This is a genomic window from Embleya sp. NPDC050493, from assembly GCF_044458105.1.
Lineage (GTDB): Bacteria > Actinomycetota > Actinomycetes > Streptomycetales > Streptomycetaceae > Embleya.
The window spans coordinates 415,645-433,578 of the sequence record NZ_JBITHP010000005.1; the positions used below are offsets into that span (position 1 = coordinate 415,645).

At 70.8% G+C, this 17,934-nt stretch carries 12 protein-coding genes; 7 read left to right on the forward strand and 5 right to left on the reverse strand.

Annotated elements, in window-relative coordinates; translation table 11 throughout:
• The first annotated feature begins 483 nt into the window (after nucleotides 1–483).
• Entirely contained in the window at nucleotides 484–1,926 is a 1,443-nt protein-coding gene (locus ACIBM5_RS13880) for an erythromycin esterase family protein (RefSeq protein WP_396007032.1), read from the forward strand.
• Nucleotides 1,927–2,208: 282 nt separating this feature from the next.
• Here ACIBM5_RS13880 and ACIBM5_RS13885 read toward each other — a convergent pair whose 3' ends face one another.
• The 3 genes from ACIBM5_RS13885 to ACIBM5_RS13895 form a co-directional block, all read right to left on the reverse strand.
• Nucleotides 2,209–3,024 (reverse strand): aspartate/glutamate racemase family protein, encoded by an 816-nt coding sequence (locus tag ACIBM5_RS13885; protein ID WP_396007033.1) that lies wholly within the window; start codon nucleotides 3,022–3,024, stop codon nucleotides 2,209–2,211.
• Nucleotides 3,021–4,058, reverse strand: coding sequence for a P1 family peptidase (locus ACIBM5_RS13890; protein ID WP_396007034.1), 1,038 nt, complete (start codon nucleotides 4,056–4,058; stop codon nucleotides 3,021–3,023). The genes ACIBM5_RS13885 and ACIBM5_RS13890 overlap by 4 nt, the downstream gene beginning before the upstream one ends.
• A 344-nt stretch (nucleotides 4,059–4,402) precedes the next feature.
• A complete protein-coding gene (locus ACIBM5_RS13895; protein ID WP_396007035.1) occupies nucleotides 4,403–5,098 on the reverse strand; it encodes a DUF4389 domain-containing protein in 696 nt (231 codons plus the stop codon).
• Nucleotides 5,099–5,510: 412 nt separating this feature from the next.
• Here ACIBM5_RS13895 and ACIBM5_RS13900 point away from each other — a divergent pair, with 412 nt between their 5' ends.
• Both ACIBM5_RS13900 and ACIBM5_RS13905 read left to right on the forward strand, forming a co-directional pair.
• Nucleotides 5,511–6,932: a serine hydrolase domain-containing protein gene (locus tag ACIBM5_RS13900; protein ID WP_396007036.1), complete on the forward strand. Its 1,422-nt coding sequence runs from the start codon at nucleotides 5,511–5,513 to the stop codon at nucleotides 6,930–6,932.
• 414 nt (nucleotides 6,933–7,346) lie between these two features.
• The gene (locus ACIBM5_RS13905) at nucleotides 7,347–7,517 is read left to right on the forward strand and encodes a DUF5670 family protein (protein WP_020554947.1); all 171 of its coding nucleotides are present in this window, start codon (nucleotides 7,347–7,349) and stop codon (nucleotides 7,515–7,517) included.
• A gap of 429 nt (nucleotides 7,518–7,946) precedes the next feature.
• Here ACIBM5_RS13905 and ACIBM5_RS13910 read toward each other — a convergent pair whose 3' ends face one another.
• Both ACIBM5_RS13910 and ACIBM5_RS13915 read right to left on the reverse strand, forming a co-directional pair.
• Nucleotides 7,947–8,369: an ATP-binding protein gene (locus ACIBM5_RS13910; RefSeq protein WP_396007037.1), complete on the reverse strand. Its 423-nt coding sequence runs from the start codon at nucleotides 8,367–8,369 to the stop codon at nucleotides 7,947–7,949.
• Between the two features lie 282 nt (nucleotides 8,370–8,651).
• On the reverse strand, nucleotides 8,652–9,329 hold the full coding sequence (locus ACIBM5_RS13915) for an FMN-dependent NADH-azoreductase (protein WP_396007038.1): 678 nt from the start codon (nucleotides 9,327–9,329) through the stop codon (nucleotides 8,652–8,654).
• Nucleotides 9,330–9,596: 267 nt separating this feature from the next.
• Between ACIBM5_RS13915 and ACIBM5_RS13920 the strand changes: the two genes are divergently transcribed.
• The 4 genes from ACIBM5_RS13920 (at nucleotide 9,597) to ACIBM5_RS13935 (ending at nucleotide 17,556) form a co-directional block, all read left to right on the forward strand.
• On the forward strand, nucleotides 9,597–10,478 hold the full coding sequence (locus tag ACIBM5_RS13920; protein WP_396007039.1) for a sigma-70 family RNA polymerase sigma factor: 882 nt from the start codon (nucleotides 9,597–9,599) through the stop codon (nucleotides 10,476–10,478).
• A gap of 560 nt (nucleotides 10,479–11,038) precedes the next feature.
• Nucleotides 11,039–11,569: a hypothetical protein gene (locus tag ACIBM5_RS13925; RefSeq protein ID WP_396007040.1), complete on the forward strand. Its 531-nt coding sequence runs from the start codon at nucleotides 11,039–11,041 to the stop codon at nucleotides 11,567–11,569.
• Nucleotides 11,570–12,379: 810 nt separating this feature from the next.
• Nucleotides 12,380–16,156 (forward strand): Pls/PosA family non-ribosomal peptide synthetase, encoded by a 3,777-nt coding sequence (locus ACIBM5_RS13930; protein WP_396007041.1) that lies wholly within the window; start codon nucleotides 12,380–12,382, stop codon nucleotides 16,154–16,156.
• Nucleotides 16,144–17,556: a M1 family metallopeptidase gene (locus ACIBM5_RS13935; RefSeq protein WP_396007042.1), complete on the forward strand. Its 1,413-nt coding sequence runs from the start codon at nucleotides 16,144–16,146 to the stop codon at nucleotides 17,554–17,556. Before ACIBM5_RS13930 ends, ACIBM5_RS13935 begins: the two co-directional genes overlap by 13 nt.
• The last annotated feature ends 378 nt before the right edge of the window (nucleotides 17,557–17,934 follow it).

The following is a 17,934-nucleotide window of genomic DNA, read 5'->3' on the forward strand; positions in this document are numbered from 1 at the left end:
CGTGCTCAGTTGTGGGCGCGCCCGCCCCCCCCCCCCCCCCCGCCCCCCCCCCCCCCCCCCCCGCGGGCCCCCCCCCCCCCCCCCCCCCCCCCCCCCCCCGCCTCTTCGCCGTACCTGGTGACTGCTCTCATGTGCTGCCCTGTGCTGTGGACTGCTGTGAGTTGCACATGATTATCTCCCGAGATACTCCCGGTTGCAGTCGACAGCAGTCGAGAGCGGCGGGCCACACGACGTCTCGGGAGGTGGGGCCCGGGCAAGCATCGACTGTGGCATGTGCGGGGGATGTTCCCGAAGCGGATCGGTTGTCACTTCGAGATCACCTGGCGGGGGAGTGCGGCGCCGGGCGGCCTGCCCCCGGTGGCCGTCGTTGCCTGCGGTCTTCCGGGTGGTGTGGGTACTGGGGGGTGTCGCATCGGGTGGTACTGGAGTCCTGGGCCTCGCGAACGAGGCGCCGAGTGTGGTTGGTTGCCTAGCGTCTGAGTCATGGGATCACACTTTTTGCACCCGTCCGGGAACACCGACATCCCGGTGGCCATTCGCCGTTGCGGGCCGAGGTCGGGGCGGCTGAGCCGCATCCTGCTTCCGGTCCTGCCGTTGTTGTGTCTGGCGGCAACCGTCTCGGGGACGCCCGCTCAGGCCGCGGCGGCCTCTTCGGCGGTGCCCGCCGACTCCTCCTCGTCGCAGGAGGATCCCGCGCGCGCCTTGGCGCGTACCGCGCACCCGCTGGGCAGCACCGTCCCGGGCGGCTCCGACGCGGACCTGCGGGCGTTCGACACGATGATCCGCGGCGCGGACGTGGTCGGCGTGGGCGAGGCCACGCACGGGTCGAGTGAGTTCTACACCGTCAAACACCGCCTCTTCCGGCACCTGGTGGAGCGCCAAGGCTTCCGGAGCTTCGTCCTGGAGATCCAGTGGAGCGCCGGGGTGCGCCTGGACGAGTGGGTCCGCCACGGCAGGGGCGACCTGGACACGATCATGGACGAGGAGTTCCAGGCCGGCGGCAGCCTGTGGAACACCACCGAGACCCGGGACCTGTTCCGGTGGATACGAGCCTGGAACCTGCGCCACCCGCAGAGCCCCGTCCGTGTCGCCGGGGACGGCCCCGAGTTCGTCGGGCCCGCCCTGTTCGACACCGTCACGTCGTACGTCGCCCGCACCCGTCCCGACCTGCTGTCCGAGGTCCGACGGCTGTACCGCGAGTCCCGACCCACGGCCTCCATGGAGGAAACCTTCAACGCGCGCCTGGCCCTGCCCCTGGCCGACCGCACACGTATGCGCGAGGACACCCGGCGCGTCCTGTCCCTCTTGGAGCACCGTCCCGCGGGCATCCCCGCCAAGGAACACGACCTCATGCTCCAACACGCCCGGGCCATTGCCCAGAATGCCACCCTCTTCGGGTTCGACATCGCCAACGACGCCGCCGCCGCGTTGACATACCGCGACCAGGTCATGGCCGACAACACCGCCTGGTGGCAGCGGCACACCGGCACCAAGGTGTTCCTGTCCGCCCACAATTCCCACATCGCCGGCGAGAGCGCGGTACCCGAGAGCCAGCCGAAGACGCAGGGGCAATTCCTGCGCGAACGGCTCGGAACACGCTACGTCAACGCCGGGTTCACCTTCGGCCGAGGTTCCTTCAACGCCATCGACCCCACCGCCTCCGGCACGACCTGGCGCCGCGTCGACGTCGGCCCCGCCGGGGAGGGCAGCGGGGAGAACACCCTGGAGAAGGTGTCCGGACACGATTGGTACCTCGACACGCGTACCGCGGCCCCCGGTACCGCCCGCGACTGGCTCACCGCCTCCCACCCCATCCGTAACATCGGTGCCTCCTGGCCCGTCGACGCGTACGAGAACACCCGGCTGCGCTCCACCTACGACATCGTGATCCATCTCCACGACATCAGCGCCTCGCACCGGCGCTGATCCACTCCGCCGGACGCCGCGAGCCATCGTCGCCCCGTTCACCGCCGCGGCCCGAAACGGAATGGTTTCGGGCTGCGGACCGGTGCCGTCGCTCGCGCAGAGCAGCTCCGGATCGGGGACCGTGCCCGTCCGCGACGCCGGTCTCCGTCGGCGAGTCCGTCGAGGCCGCAGGCACATACAGGTGTGCATCCCGACAGCTTCCGCTGTCGGCTCCGGTGCGTCGTCGCGATCCGCGGCACCGACGTCTACGACGGTGAGACGCGTTTCGCCGCCATGCCGCGGCTACGCCCGCTGTCCTCGACTCGAGGACCCCGCGCCGGGCGGACGGACGGTGACGCGTGGGGAAGCGCGCAGATGTGTCAGTACGTGGTCCACCAGGGCGGCCGTCGAGTCGACGATCGACAGGATCGCCTGGGCTTGGGCCATCACCAGCGGAATCTCCGTACAGGCGGCGACCGCCACCTCGGCTCCGTCGTCGCGCAGCTCGCGGGCGGCCTCGGCGATCTCACGTGACGCCCGGTCGAGGTCGCCTCCGCTCTTCACCGCGTGGATGGCCGCGTCCACGAGCCGTTCCTGAGCATCCGGACGTACCTGAAGGATGTCCAACCCCAGCCGCTTTCCCGCTTGCTCGTACAAGCGGGCCGCACGAGTCCCGCGCGTGGCCAGGACACCGACACGTCGTACGTCGGGCCGCACCGTGCGACAGGACCGCAACGCGGCGGTGATCATGTCGAGGATGACGACATCGGTGTGTTCACCCAATTCGCGCACGTACGCGTGGGCCGTGTTGCACGGGATCGCCACGCACGTGACCTCGGCCTGTTCCAGCCAGCGCAGGCCGGCGAGCATCGCCGGGACCGGGGAGGGTCCTCGGCCCAGGAGCGCCCGGGTGCGGTCGGGCACGGACGGGTCGGCCCAGATGGCGACCGGAAGGTGATCCTGATCGCTGTGCGCGGGGGTGCTTTCGATCAGACAGCGGTAGAAGTGCGCAGTCGCCAGGGGACCCATGCCACCCAGGATTCCCAGCCGGGGCGACGGCGCCGAGGCGACATCGGCGGCGGGGTTGGAGGCGCGGCCGGGAACGGTGGGGGCGTTCATGCCAGGGCTCGGCGGACGGCCGCGTGGGGTAGGGCGAACGCCTCGCGCCCGGAGGGTGTGCGCACGGTGCCGGCCGCCAGGAGGGCGTCCAGGACGGCTTCCTCGACGGCGTCCATGGTCGCGGCGAAGGCCGCGTCCACGAGCGCCGGGGCCAGGGACCGGGTGTCGCGCGTGGTGGAGAACGCGAGTCCGTAGTCGCCGCTGCCGTGGGCGAACGCCGCGCCGACCCGGCCGAGAGCGAACACACCTCGGCCTGCGATCCGGGTCAGGTCGCGAGCGGAGCACGGCAGATCGGTGGCGACCACCACGACACACGAACCCTCCTCGGTGGCGGGTCCGGCGGTGGGCAGGCCCAGCCGGGACGGCGTCAGGAGCCCTCCGGGGAGCCGCAGTTCCCCGGACATGTTGGCTTGGACGAGGACCCCCACCGTCGCGTCACCCGCAGGTGTGGGAAGGCGGCGGGACGCGGTCCCGATGCCCGCTTTGAAGCCGAGCGCGCACGCGCCTGTCCCCCCGCCGACGCTGCCCTGGGCCACGGGGCCCGGCGATGCCGCGTCGAGCGCGGCGTGCACGTGGTCCGCGGTCAGCGGGCGCGGGCGCGTGTGGGAGAGCCAGGAGTCGTTGATCTCGCCCACGACCGGATTCAGCGAGGTCGGCGGAGTCTTCGCCCGGCCCAGGACCCAGGTGAGCAGGGCGTCGGCCGCACGGAACGTGGACATGGTGGACGTCAACAGAATCGGTGTCTCCACCTCGCCCAGTTCCATTACCTGGGTGGCGCCGACGAACTTGCCGTACCCGTTGCCGACAAAGAACCCGGCCCGCAACGAGGCATGTGTCGTCAACGCGTCGGGGACGACCGCCGTGACTCCCGAGTACAGGCCGACGGTGTCGTCCCGCAGGGTCGTGTGGCCCACGCGCACACCACCGACGTCGGTGATCGCGTTGAGTGGCCCCGTCGGCCGGCGGCCCACCATGTGGCCGAAATCCCGGACCCGTGATCGCGCCGGGTCCGAGCCCGCGACGAGGTCGTTCATCGGCCGGGTCCCATCGCTTGGTCCGATCGCGTGCACATGGCCAACACTGTCCGTCAGGCCGAACAGACGCCGCACCGTCGCGCCGAACGAAAGATGCCGCCCTCGTCCGTGGCCGGACACGAAGAGCCGGCGGTGGGGACGTGCCGCCGGGAAGCCTCGCGGTTTTCCTTGGTCTTCTCGCAACTCGCCCTTCTCGCAACTCGCCGGTTCCACCCGCGAGGTCCCGGGCCGCGTCGATTCGCGAGGCTTCGGCTCCTGTTCCCGTGCGTGAACGGAGGGCTTGTGGAGCGGGGGCATTGTCGACGGCGAGTCGCTCGTACCGGTCTGCGCTTCCGTTCGGGTGCTTACGAGGCGCCGGGGGTTTCGCCGGCGGAAGCGGAAGCCGCCGAGCCCGCTTCGGGTTGTGGTTTCGGTTGGGGTTCCGCGCCGCCCGGATCGAGGCGGAACGGGGGGTACCTGTCGGTCATGAGGGCCTCGTAGGCGACCACGCGCAGCACCCAACGGTCGAGGCCGATCACCAACGCGTAGATGCCCCTGGGATAGCGGCCGGTGAACAGCAACGCGATGCCCGCGAACAGCACCAGCGCGGGGATGAGCCCGCCCCAACGCCACGCACCGGCGGTGAAGATCCCGACCAGGACGAGCTGTGGAAGGACCAGCAGCCACCACTTGACCAACACCAGCCCACGCGACAGGCGTTGGGGGTAGACGATGTCGAATCGCGCCGGGTAGTCGGGGTGTTCGGCGAGGGTGAAAGGCGGATAGCGATCGGTGCCCAGCCCGCCGTACCCGTAGTACCAAACTCGCCAGGTCCAACGCAGGACACCGACGTTGAAGTCGAACAGCGGGCGTGGATATCGGGCGGTGAACAGGATCGCGAAGAACGCCACGATACTGACCGCGAAAAAGGCGAGCCACAGGAAGAACAGCACGATCGCGTGCGGGATCAGCAGGAGCCACTTCACCACCCACAGCCAGCGGGACGGTTCCGCTTCGAGCCTGGCTTCCAGCCGGACGGGCTGGGTCATTGCGGCGTACATGTGACCTCCTCGACGGCGGATACGCTCCGTGCCCCTCGATCCCGGGCTTTCGCAACCTTTCCGCGTCGCTGCCTCGCCCCCGCGTCGACCGGGAGCCGCCGATCGCCTTCTCAGCCCGTCGGGGGCCGGGGCGACCCCTGGGTTCGGTCGTCACCTCCTGCGCCCCCGTACTTCCATGATCCTGCGGGGCGGCACAGAGCGCAGGAGATGAGGATCCGGAGCACGGGCATGCGGACGGCCCCGGCAGCCGGTCGGCAGTCGGCAGTCGGCAGTCGGCAGTCGGCAGTCGGCAGTTCAGGCTGTACGGACGGCGTCCCTTCGGCTGTTGTCGGAATTCTCCAAGACCGCGATGGGCCGGTGATGACAACGTGCGCACGTCCTCCGTCTCTCCTCCGCATCAGGGAGGCGCGCCATGCGCCGCACGTACGTCACCCGTCTTCGCAGACCCGGTCCGCTGCGCCGCGGCATGGTCGCCGCCGCTGCCTGCGCTGCCGTGCTCGTCGCGACCACCGGAGCGCCGGTCCAGGCCACCACCCCGCCCGGTGGCGACCACCAGCGTGTGCTCGACGCGATGCGCCTGATCACCAACGATGTGAGCACCGGTCACGGCTCCGACCAGATCCCCGGCATGATCGTCCGCACCGAGGTCGACGGCGTGCAGTGGACCGGCTCGGTGGACAACCACGCGGCGCCGGCCACCCGTCAGGTCGACGCCAAGTTCCGGGCGGCGAGCAACACCAAGATGTTCACCGCCGTCGTGATCATGCAGCTGGTGCACGAGCAGAAGCTCAAGCTCACCGACGACGTGTACAGCATTCTCGGGCCGATCCTGAACGCCAACGGCCGCCAGGGTTGCCGGCTGTTCGGCCCCTGCTTCGCCCCCTCGACCGACCCGGCGAAGCAGATCACCGTGCAGAACCTGCTCAACATGAGCAGCGGCGTGGCGGATTACCTGTCCGACCTGTCCTTCCAGGCGAACGCGGCCGTTACGTTCCCGAATACGTCGTACCCGAACCCGGCCGACCTGGTTGCCGAAGGTGCGGTCAACGGCCCGCAGTTCGCGCCCGGCAAGGGCATGGAGTACTCCAACACCAACTACGCGCTGCTGGGCCTGATCATCGCCGCCAAGACGAACATGTCGTGGGAGGACGCACTCACCGAGCGGGTCATCAACCGCATCGGCCTGACCAACACGACGCTGCCGCGCAACGGTGACCCGGTCCTGCCCGCGCCGCACGACGCGCACTGGACCAACTTCCTGAAGCAGCGAATCGGCGGCGTCTGGCTGGGCCGGCCGGCCGGGGACCAGAACGTCACCTACACCTACGGCACCGGCGCGCTCGTCTCGACCACCGGCGACCTGCTGAAGTTCATGAAGGCGCTGCTGACCACGGAGACGCTGCTGCCGTCCACCTTCCGCGACCGGATGATCGCGGAGGCGAGCTTCAACACCAACCCGGCGGGCATCAAGGTGCCCGAACTCGGCTGCGCGCGCACCGACCGCTGGCAGGAGTGCATCCCGAACCCGGCCCTGAGCAACGTGCAGTCGCCGAACGACGCCACCGCGCCCACCAATTGGTACGCCGATCCCAGTTGGAAGATCGGCATCGCCGAGTACGGCCTGGGCATCACCAAGCGCACACTGACCTGCGGCGACGGCAGTAAGCAGGTGCTGTACGGGCACAATGGCGGGCTGCCCGGCTCCAAGACGTACACGTACTCCAACGCCGATGCGACGCACATGATCTCGTGGAACCAGAACGGCGACTGGGAGATGTGGGAGCTGTACAACCAGTACGGCGTGCTGGCCGCGGAGTTCTGCCCGGCTGCGTAGCGGATCGGTGCGTGGTCACCGGGAGTTCGGTATGGAAATTCGGTAGGCAATTCGGTAAGGCAATTCGGCAAGAAGGGTGGCCAGGCCAGGTGCCGGGGGCTTTCCTGCTTGGAAAGCAAGGCTTCTCGGTCGGCCGGGAGGCGGCGGCGCGGGTGACCGCGTCGGTGACAGTGGGCGGGTCGAGTGCTCGGTTCGCGCGATGCGGGTCCGGTCCTGCCGGATGCCCGCGCCCGTGGGTCGGCGGCTCGGAGCCCGGGGGTGGGGGCTGGGGTCGGCGATGCGTTCGTCGCAGCCGCGACGATCTCGCGTCCATGAACGGCGACGACTTCTTTCCGGAAATGCTGTCGGTAAACGGTCGTGTTTCGAGGCATGTACTCGAAAGGGCGGGGCACACGTGGGGTGGAGGTAAAAACAATGATTCCGCTGCTGGTTGTCCTGCTTCTTGCCCTGATTCTTTTCGGTGCCGGTTTCGCACTGAAAGCACTGTGGTGGATTGCTGTCATCGTGCTGATCGTCTGGGCGCTCGGCTTCGTCTTCCGCTCCGCCGGTAGTGGCGGTGGTCGTGGCCGCTGGTACCGCTGGTAGAAATGCCGAACGACGGCGGCACGTTACGTGACGAGGCCGTGGCTCGACCCGGAAAAGCGGGTCAGGCCACGGCCTCTTTGCCTTTCGGTTTCCTTTCGGTTTGCCTTTTGCTTTAGGCTTCCGGGTTGGCTTTCAGGTTTCGCCGGCCGGGGCTTTCGTTGCGGGAAAGGACCGCCGAGCTACACGCCGTGTGGGCGGAGGAGGCGACTTGAGGTCTCGGAGGTCTCCGAGGTTTCGGAGATCACGGATGACCTTGAGCCCCCAAGTGAGGGTCGCCGCGCATCGATCGTGGGGGCGCGTCACCCAATCGTCGGTTTCACCGGCTGCACCGGCCGGGGCGGACCTGCGTCAACCCTGCGGAGTCGCAGGGTCGTTCGTTCCCGGACTCCGTGGTGCGTCACGGGGATCGGTGCGCGCCACCCGCATCCGTCATGGGGTGCCGTGAGGGTTGGGGTGGCCGGGCGGGTAAAAGCAGGCGCTGACGGCCTTGCCGTGTCTGCTCGAGCACATGTGCAACTCGTCGGCGACGGCGTCGACGATGGTCAACCCGCGACCGGACGGCGTCGTCGTGTCGGTCTCCTGCGGCATGGGGGTGCCCGGGCCGCTGTCGCTGACGTAGACGTTCAGGCATCGGTTGTCCCATGCCAGCACCAGTTGCGCCGTGCTGTGGGCATGGACGTGGGCGTTCGTGATCAACTCCGAGACGGTCAGGATGACATCGTCCACGGTCTCGCTCGCTTCCTTGGTCCATTCCAAGGACGCGAGATGGTTTCGGGCCCAGCGCCTCCCGGCCTCGACTCCGCCGCTGACCGGGAAGGCTTTCGCCCATCCCACTGCTCGTATGTCGGCCATGGAATCCTCTCCGTTCCGCCCGCCCCTGCCGAGAGCGCCTACCCTCCTGCGCGCGGATCACCCGGTCGGTTTGGGGTCGCTTTCGGAGTTACCGCCCCATCTCTCCTCCGTGCCCCGCGGTGTCCCGATGGGCCGCCTACGGCTCGTAGTTCTCGACTGCGGCGCGCAACTCACGCTTGCCTCCGAGGTCTGGAGGTCTGATGGGGCATCAGCAGTGCGGCGGAGCGGTTCGCGACATTCGCCTCGGGGCGGTCTGTGGGTAACAGGCCGTTAGTTCGTCGGTCAAGCGGCTGTGGGTGTCCGGGGCTTGGGGGCGGCGCGGAGGCGATCGGCGATGGTGCGGGCCTGGTCGGTCGCCCTGTCCCGGGCCTCGGCGAGGAGGCGGTGGGCGAGCGGCCTGAGTTCGGCCATCGCCGGGTTGACGTCGGCCGCGGTGAGTTCGGCCCTGACGGTGACCACGTCCAGGCCCCAGACGTCGGCGAGCATGCGGTGCATGTACGGCGTGGCGTGGTCCCAGCCGGCGCGTGGGGTCCCGGGGGCGTAGCCGCCGCCTCGGGCCTCGACCAGCACCGCCGGTCGGTCCGGCAGGATTCGCCGACCGACGTCGGCGGCTCGCGGGTCGGTGATGATCAGGTCGATCCAGTGCTTGACCTGCTGTGGAACGCCGAAGTTGTAGATCGGCACGGCGAGCAGATACGCATCGCAGGCGAGCAATTCGTCGGTGAGTTCGGCCGCGAACGCGGTCGCGGCGCGCTGTTCGTCGGTCCGGGCATGTTCCTCGGTGGCCCGGCTCGCCTCGGCGACGGGCCAGATCGCCGGTAGCGGCCGACGGCCCAGGTCGCGGCGGACGAACTCGGCGTCCGGGTGCACGCGAGCCCACTCGGCCTCGACGAGGTCGGCGAGGCTGCGGCTGACCGAGTCCTCGATTCGGATGCTGGAGTCGAGGCGGAAGAACTTCATCGGGCTTCTCCTTGGTACGGATCGGACGACGGTGGCGCCGATCGGGCAGCACGGGGTGCCGCGCGGACCGTTTCGGTGCCGCCGGTGTGGGTTGGGCGGGGTGGTGGGCCGCGGCGATGCGGGCCGGACGGGCACGGCCCGGGTGGGTGCGATACGGCGACGGTAAAGTCGTGGGTCGGCCCCTGGTTTTTCGTTGTCCCCCTGCGGTCGGTGTCGTGCGGAGTGGTTCGTCTCCCCTTTGACTGACGCCTGACGGAAAAGGTGACCATGAACGGACACGAGGGCTTGGCGACGCGTTTCGAGGCGCACCGTGACCACCTGCGCGGGGTCGCCTACCGGATGCTCGGCTCGCTGGACGACGCAGACGACGCCGTACAGGCCGCCTGGCTGCGGGTCGACCGGGCGGGTGTGGACGGGGTCGAGAACCTGGCCGGATGGTTGACCACCGTGGTCGCGCGGGTGTGCCTGGACATGTTGCGGATCCGGCGGACCCGGGGCGAGGAATCCTTTTCGTCGATCCCGGACGCGGTGCTGGAGCGGTCGGGCGGGATCGAACCCGAGCAGGAGGCGGTGTTGGCCGAGTCCGTGGGCCAGGCCCTGCTGGTGGTGCTGGACCGGCTCACCCCCGCCGAGCGGGTCGCCTTCGTACTGCACGACCTGTTCGCCGTCCCGTTCGCCGAGATCGCTCCGGTTGTGGGGCGGTCGTCGGTGACGAGCAAGAAGTTGGCCAGCCGGGCGCGGCAGCGCGTACGCGGGGTGGCGACCGTCGACGGGGCCGACCTCGCCGAACACTACGGCGTGGTCGACGCGTTCCTGGCGGCCGCGCGCGGGGGCGACCTGGACACCCTGCTTCGGGTGCTGGCGCCGGACGTAGTCCGGCAGGTGGATCGGTTCGCGGTGCCGGACGGGGCCGACCACGACGTGCGCGGTGCGCGGGCGGTGGCCGAGGAGACCCGAGTGTTCGCGCACCGGGCCAGGGTGGGCGAGGTGGCCCTGGTGGACGGCAGGCCGGGCATCGTGATCGCCCCGAGCGGACGGCTGTTCGCGGCGCTACGGCTGACCATCGAGACCGGGCGGATCACCCGGATCGAGGTGATCGCAGACCCGACACGCCTGACCGGTCTCCCCCTGGCGGCGCGGCGGCCGTGAGCCGGGGCGGGCCGCCGGGGTGTGTGGCGGGGCCGAGCCTGGGTGGGCCGGCCGGGGCCCGCAGCCGATGCGGCCGGCCTGAACCGAGGCGGGGCCGCCGGGGCATGAAACCGCAGGCAGTGCGGCGTTCCTGAGTGGGGATGGGACCGGCGACGAAGGCAACCCGGCCGGTGTGCCCGGGGGAGCGGACGTCGGTGGTCGGTGGCGAGCCGCCGGCCGGGCTGGTCGGCGCGGTCGATCCGGCCTCCGGTCGGCGGTGTGTCCAGGGTGCGGCCGACGCGGCCTTGGGCCGGTGCGCCGACGCGTTCGGCCACGCCCTCGCCGTGGGCGGTCACCTGGGTGCCGAATTCCGGGGCGGCGGACCGAGTCGGCCCGGCGGTGGGGACCACCCCGATAGGCCGTGGCGGATACTTCGTGAAGTACGTGGTGGCGGTGGGGGCGACAGTCGGCTCATGCTTGATCGCCGGCATCGGCGGCATCGGCGGCATCGGCGGCATCGGCGGGATCGGCGCCCGGGAGCCGGGGGCCCGGGGCCCGGCAGACCGTAAGGGGGGTCTGGGGTGGTGGTCAGTGAGCTGGTGCGTGCAGAACTGCGACGCGTCGATTGGGCGTCGCTGAAGTGTGGCTGCGGTGCTTCTGCCGAGCATGTGCCCCTTCTCATCGAGGCGATCATCACTGCCGAGACCCCCCGGGACATGATCGGATACACCCTCGACGGTCACGTCGAGGAAAGCACGATCATCTTCGAGTGCACTCCACCGGCGGTCGGCGTGATCATGGCCGCACTGGCGGGTGATCTTTCGACACTGGCCCGAGGTGTGCTGCTGCAGACGTTGTCGTTCGTGGCCGCCGGTTCCGGTGACGACGGGCCGACCGGGGGAGGAGCGGGTCCGGGAGAGGCATGCGGGCACCACGCTCGGGAGGGGTTCTGGAGGCTCGTCGAGATCGGGCTCACGGGAACTGCGGAGGACGCCGAAACGGTGGCCGACATCTGTGCGTACTTCGGGCTGGGCGGCGACAAAGCCGCGTTCTATCAGGCCGAGCTTCGCGCGCGTATGCGCGCGAAGACCAAGCGCGGGCGACGCGTCTGATGTTGTGAAGAGCGTGTGGTCGGCCGAGGAGGAGGGTTCGAACCCGCCGCATTCCGTACCGACCGGCGGGAGGTCACTCTCGGCACCGATGTCCCCTTGCGGCGGGCCGCAGGCCGAGGACGTGCATCACCCGTCCCGGGTGGCAGACCGAGAACACGCTCCGATCGCGCTGGGCGCATGTGCCGAGGCGCGGCGGGGACGGGGGCCGTGCGGTCCGGGAGGGCGTCATCCGTCCGGCGGAGTCGGTTGGGCGGGGTGGTCGGGGCGGGCTTACGGTGTTGTGTGGGTCACAGGAGTGAGTGGTGGTGTCTACGGCGGGTTCTGGGCTGACGGTGCGTCAAGAGGCTTGGTTTCAGGGGTTCGTGGGATCTGACTGGTCGTCAATTCATATATGACGATGCGTCAGATCCCTTTGCCGTAAAGGCAGTTGATCGCATCGTGGGTCGTCGTTGCATGTCGAAGAGAGCTACTGTCGGTCGGGTTGCCACGCTCCAGAAGCGACCCGGCCGGCCAGGGACCGGGGACGCGACACCTCCCCGGGAGCCTTCCAAGCGGGCCGTAGCGGGGACCAGGGATGATGAGGACCTCATGGCCATCGCGCTACCAGTACGAGCCTCGGACGATCCGTCCGGCACAGGCACAGGCACAGCCACGGAAACAAGAAGCACCGGCACGGAAAAAAGCACCGGAAAAAGCACCGGAAACACCACCGGCGAAAGCACCGGCCCCGGCCCCGGCACAGTCACCGCATCGACCACCCCGGCCCGCGCCGTCTACCCCGGGCGCCCCGCCCCCGCGCCGCGCACCCTCGTGGACATCCTGGACGCCACCGTCCGGAACCACCCGAACGAGCCCGCCCTCGACGACGGCCGGCGGACGCTGACGTATCGCGCCCTGGCCGCCGAGGTGGAGGCGCTGCGCCGCCGGCTGGCCGATGCCGGGGTCGGCGTCGGGGACCGGGTCGGCATCCGGGTGCCGTCCGGCAGCAACGACCTGTACATCGCCATCCTCGCCGTGCTGGCCGCCGGCGCCGCCTACGTCCCGGTGGATGCCGAGGACCCCGACGAGCGGGCCGACCTGGTGTTCGGCGAGGCCGGCGTATGCGCCGTACTCGGTGCCGAGCGCGCGTTGCGGGTCATCCGGGACGGCGCGCCCGTGGCGCCCGGCCGACCCGGCCCCGGCGACGACGCCTGGATCATCTTCACGTCCGGCTCCACCGGCAAGCCCAAGGGCGTCGCGGTGACCCACCGCAACGCGGCCGCCTTCGTGGACGCCGAGGCGGGCCTGTTCCTCCGGGAGGAGCCGCTCGGCCCCGGCGACCGGGTGATGGCGGGCCTGTCGGTGGCCTTCGACGCGTCCTGCGAGGAGATGTGGCTGGCCTGGCGGTACGGCGCCTGCCTGGTCACCGTGCCCCGCTCGCGGGTGCGCTCCGGCGCCGACCTGGGGCCGTGGCTGGCCGAGCAGGAGATCACCGTGGTCTCCACGGTGCCCACGCTCGCCGCGCTGTGGCCGACCGAGGCGCTCCTGGACGTACGGCTGCTGATCTTCGGCGGCGAGGCCTGCCCGCCCGAGTTGGTGGAGCGCGTGGTCGCCGAGGGCCGCGAGGTGTGGAACACGTACGGCCCGACCGAGGCGACCGTGGTCGCCTGTGGCTCGCTGCTCACCGGCGAGGGCCCGGTCCGGATCGGGTTGCCGCTGGACGGCTGGGAACTGGCCGTGGTCGACCCCGACGGTCGGCCCGTCGCGATGGGCGGGACCGGCGAGCTGGTGATCGGCGGCGTCGGCCTGGCCCGCTACCTGGACCCGGCCAAGGACGCGGAGAAGTACGCGCCGCTGGAGTCGATGGGCTGGGACCGCGCCTACCGCAGCGGCGACGTGGTGCGTGCCGACGCCGACGGCCTGGTCTTCGTCGGCCGCGGCGACGAGCAGATCAAGCTCGGCGGCCGGCGGATCGAACTCGGCGAGATCGACGCGGCGCTGCAGGCCCTGCCCGGCGTGGTGGGCGCCGCCGCCGCGGTGCGCACCGTCAAGGGCGGCAATCAGCTCCTGGTCGGCTACCTGGTGACCGGCGAGGGCTGGGACCGCGAGGAGGCGGTTTGCCGGTTGCGGGCCGAGCTGCCCGCGGCCCTGGTGCCCCGGCTCGCCCCGGTGGCCGACCTGCCCACCCGTACCTCCGGCAAGGTCGACCGGGACGCGCTGCCGTGGCCGCTCGCGGACGCGGAGGACGCCGGGCCCACCGAGCAGCTCTACGGCACCGAGGCCTGGCTCGCCGAGCAGTGGACCGACGTGCTCGGCATCGCTCCGGAGACCGCGCAGGACGACTTCTTCGCGATCGGCGGCAACAGCCTGGCCGCGGCCCGACTGACCACGCTGCTGCGCGAGCGCTACCCGGCCGCCGCGGTCGCGGACATCTACCAGCAGCCCACGCTGCGCAAACTGGCCCGGCGCCTGGAGCGCTCGGCCCAGGACGCGGGCGCGGTGCGCAAGGTGGCGCCCACGCCCACCCGGGCGCGGATCGCCCAGTTGCTCCTGCTGATCCCGCTGTTCACCCTGATCGGGCTGCGCTGGACGGTCGGCCTGCTCGCGCTGGGCAACGTCGCCGCGTGGTTCGGCGACTACCCGTGGGCGCCGACCGCCTCGTGGTGGTGGGTCGCGGCCGGCTGGGCCGCGCTGTTCAGCCCGCCCGGCCGGGTGGCGATCGCCGCGGGCGGCGCCCGGTTGTTGCTGCGCGGGGTGCGTCCGGGCACCCATCCGCGCGGTGGCGGCGTGCACATCCGGCTGTGGGCGGCCGAACAACTGGCCGACGCCAGTGGCGCGACCGCGCTGTCCGGCGCCTGGTTGCTGCGCTATGCCCGCGCGCTCGGCGCCAAGGTCGGCCAGGACGTCGACCTGCACACCCTGCCGCCGGTCACCGGCCTGCTCAAGCTCGGCCGAGGCTGCGCGGTGGAGGCCGAGGTGGACCTGTCCGGCCACTGGCTGGACGGCGACCGGCTGGAGATCGGCGCGATAAAGGTCGGCGCGGGCGCGATCGTGGGCACCCGCAGCACGCTCTTCCCCGGCGCTCGGATCGGCCGCTCCGCCGAGGTGGCGGCCGGTTCCGCGGTGACCGGCAACGTGCCGCCGAGCCGCCGCTGGGGCGGGGTGCCGGCGGTTCGACTCGGCAAGGTCGACCGGGGCCGGTTCGGCGCGCGTCCGCCGCGCAGCAGGCGCTGGGCGGTGCTGTACGGCGCGAGCGGGTTGTTGCCGACCCTCTTGCCGGTCCTGGCCGTGTTGCCGGTACTGCCGATTTTGGGCGCGTTCGTGCGGCCCGGCGAGGGCCTCGGCGCGGCGCTCACCGGCGCCATGCTCGCGCTGGTGCCGGCGGTGGCCGCGTTCGCGCTGGTCTACGCGCTGTCGATCGTGCTTGTGGTGCGTGTGCTCAGCCTGGGTCTGCGGCCGGGCTATTACCCGCTGCACGGGCGGATCGGCTGGCAGGCGTGGACCGTCGTCCAGCTGATGGACCTGGCCCGGGACAAGCTGTTCCCGCTGTACGCGAGTCTGTTCACGCCGGTGTGGCTGCGTGCGCTCGGGATGAAGGTGGGCAAGGGCGTCGAGGCCTCCACCGTGCTGGCGCTGCCGAGTCTTACCACGGTCGGCGACGGGGCGTTCCTGGCCGACGACACGCTGATCGCCTCGTACGAACTCGGCGGCGGGTGGATTCGGATCGGCGAGGCCCGAATCGGCGAGCGGGCCTTCCTGGGCAACTCGGGGATGACCGCGCCGGGCCGCTCGGTGCCCGCCCGCGGCCTGGTCGGCGTGTTGTCCGCGACGCCGAAGAAGACCAAGAAGGGCGGCTCGTATCTGGGCATGCCGCCGATGCGACTGCCGCGCTCGGCGGACGTCGCGGACCAGGGCCTGACCTTCGACCCGCCGGCCCGGCTGCGCTGGGCCCGCGGCCTGGTCGAGTTGTGCCGCGCGGTGCCGGTGTTGTGCTCGGCGGCGCTGGCCCTGCTCACCCTGGCCGCACTGGCCTGGTTGGGCGCGCACTCGCTGCTCCTGGCCGCGCTGCTGTCCGGCGCGGTCCTGCTCGGCTGCGGCGTGCTCGCGTGTGTCGTGTCGATCGCGGCCAAGTGGATCCTGGTCGGCCGGTTCGAGCCGGTCGAGCACCCGCTGTGGAGCGGCTTCGTGTGGCGCAACGAACTCGCCGACACCTTCGTCGAGGTGCTGGCCGTGCCGTGGCTGATCGGCCGGGTGCCCGGTACGTCGGTGCTGAACGTGTGGCTGCGCGGGCTCGGGGCATCCATCGGCCGTGGCGTGTGGTGTGAGAGCTACTGGTTGCCGGAGGCGGACCTGGTCACCCTGGAGGATGCGGTGAGCGTGGGGCACGGCTGCGTACTCCAGACGCATCTCTTCCACGACCGGATCATGCGGATGGATACTGTGATCCTTCGCGAGGGCGCCACCCTGGGCCCGCGCGGGATCGTGCTGCCGGGCAGCACGATCGGGGCACGCAGCACGCTGGGTCCCGCCTCGCTGGTGATGCGCGGCGAGACGGTCCCGGAGGACACCGGCTGGCTGGGCAATCCGATCGAGGCATGGCGACGGTAATGCGTTTCGAGGCGGCGTCGCGCGACACGGCCCGTCCCGCGACGGTGGGCGCGACGGGGACGGAGCACGAAACGGTGATCGACCAGGGGCCGCGCTCGGTCGCGGGGGAGGCGTACTTCGCCACGCACGGTGATCCGCGCTATCGCGTGCATCGCTACGAGCTGGCCCTGGATTACCGCCCCGGCCCCAATCGGCTGGCCGGCACCGCCCGGATCGGCGCGGTGGCCGGCGATCGACCGCTCCAGGAAGTCGTGCTCGACCTGGGCGAGTTCCGGATCGGCCGGGTGCTGGTGGACGGCCGCCAGGTGCGCTACGCGCACCGCGCGGGCAAGCTGCGGGTGCGGCCGGGGGCGACGATCCGTGCGCGGGCCGCGTTCACCGTCGAGGTGCACTACGTCGGCAATCCCAAGCCGGTGCGCAGCCCGTGGGGCGGGGTGGGCTGGGAGGAGTTGACCGACGGCTCGCTGGTGGCCGGTCAACCGATCGGGGCGCCGTCCTGGTACCCGTGCAACGACCGGCCCGACGACAAGGCGGCTTACCAGATCTCGGTCACCGCGCCGTCGGCGTACACCGTGGCGGTCAGCGGCGGGCTGCTCACCCGCAGCACCCGGGGCAGCACCTCCACGTGGGTCTACGAGCAGCCCGCGCCCACCGCGAGCTATCTGGTCAGCGTCTCGATCGGCCGCTACGACACGATCGGGCCGCTGGAACCGCACGCGCGGGTGCCGCAGTTCGCGCACGTGCCGGCCCGGCTGCTGCCGCGCTTCCTGGTCGACTTCGCCCGGCAACCGGAGATGATGGCGCTCTTCGAGGAGTTGTTCGGACCGTACCCGTTCGGCGAGTACACCGTGGTGGTCACCGACGACGACCTCGACATCCCGATCGAGGCCCAGGGGCTGGCCACCTTCGGGGCGAACCACGTGGACGGCGAGCGCGGTTCCGAACGGCTGGTCGCACACGAGTTGGCGCACCAGTGGTTCGGCAACAGCGTCGGACTCGCGGACTGGCGGCACATCTGGCTCAACGAGGGCTTCGCGCGCTACGCGGAGTGGTTGTGGGCCGAGCGCTCCGGCGGGCGCACGGCCGCCGCGCAGGCCGCCGTCGAGTACTCCCGACTGGGCGGCTTGCCGCAGGACCTGTTGCTCGGTTCGCCGCGGCCGAAGCTGATCTTCGACGACCGGATCTACGCCCGCGGCGCGTTGACCGTGCACGCGGTGCGGTGTGCGCTGGGCGACTCGGCGTTCTTCGCGATGTTGCGCGAGTGGACCACGTCGCACCGGCACGGCGTGGTGACCACCGAGGATTTCATCGCGCACGCGCAACGTCATGCGCCCATGCCGCTGGGGCCGCTGTTCGACGGGTGGCTGTACCGCGAGGCGTTGCCGCCGGTGCCGGTTTGACCGGCTTCGGACAAGACTCGGGCGGTGGCTCCGGTCGATCCGCCGGCCGGGCCGGCGCGGAGCCGGTCGAGGCTGCCCGAAGTCAACGGGATCAGGCCGGAACTCCCGTTGACGGATGGGAATTTCCCGTTTCCGGGGAGAAGTTCGGCGTCGCCGCGGGGGGATTCCACCGTGCGCCGGGTGCGTGGTTTGCCGTACTTTGCGGTCGATTGTCTTCTACTCCCATTTTGACAGGGAAACCGCGAGGCGTCCGGGTGCTATCCGTCGCCGGAGTCGGCGGCCGTGTCGAAATCGGTCAGACGGCGAATATCGACTGGTGCGCAGAGAGTCTCGTCCTTACCGTGCCAAGCTGCTGACGCTGGCAGTCTGCGGGGAGGC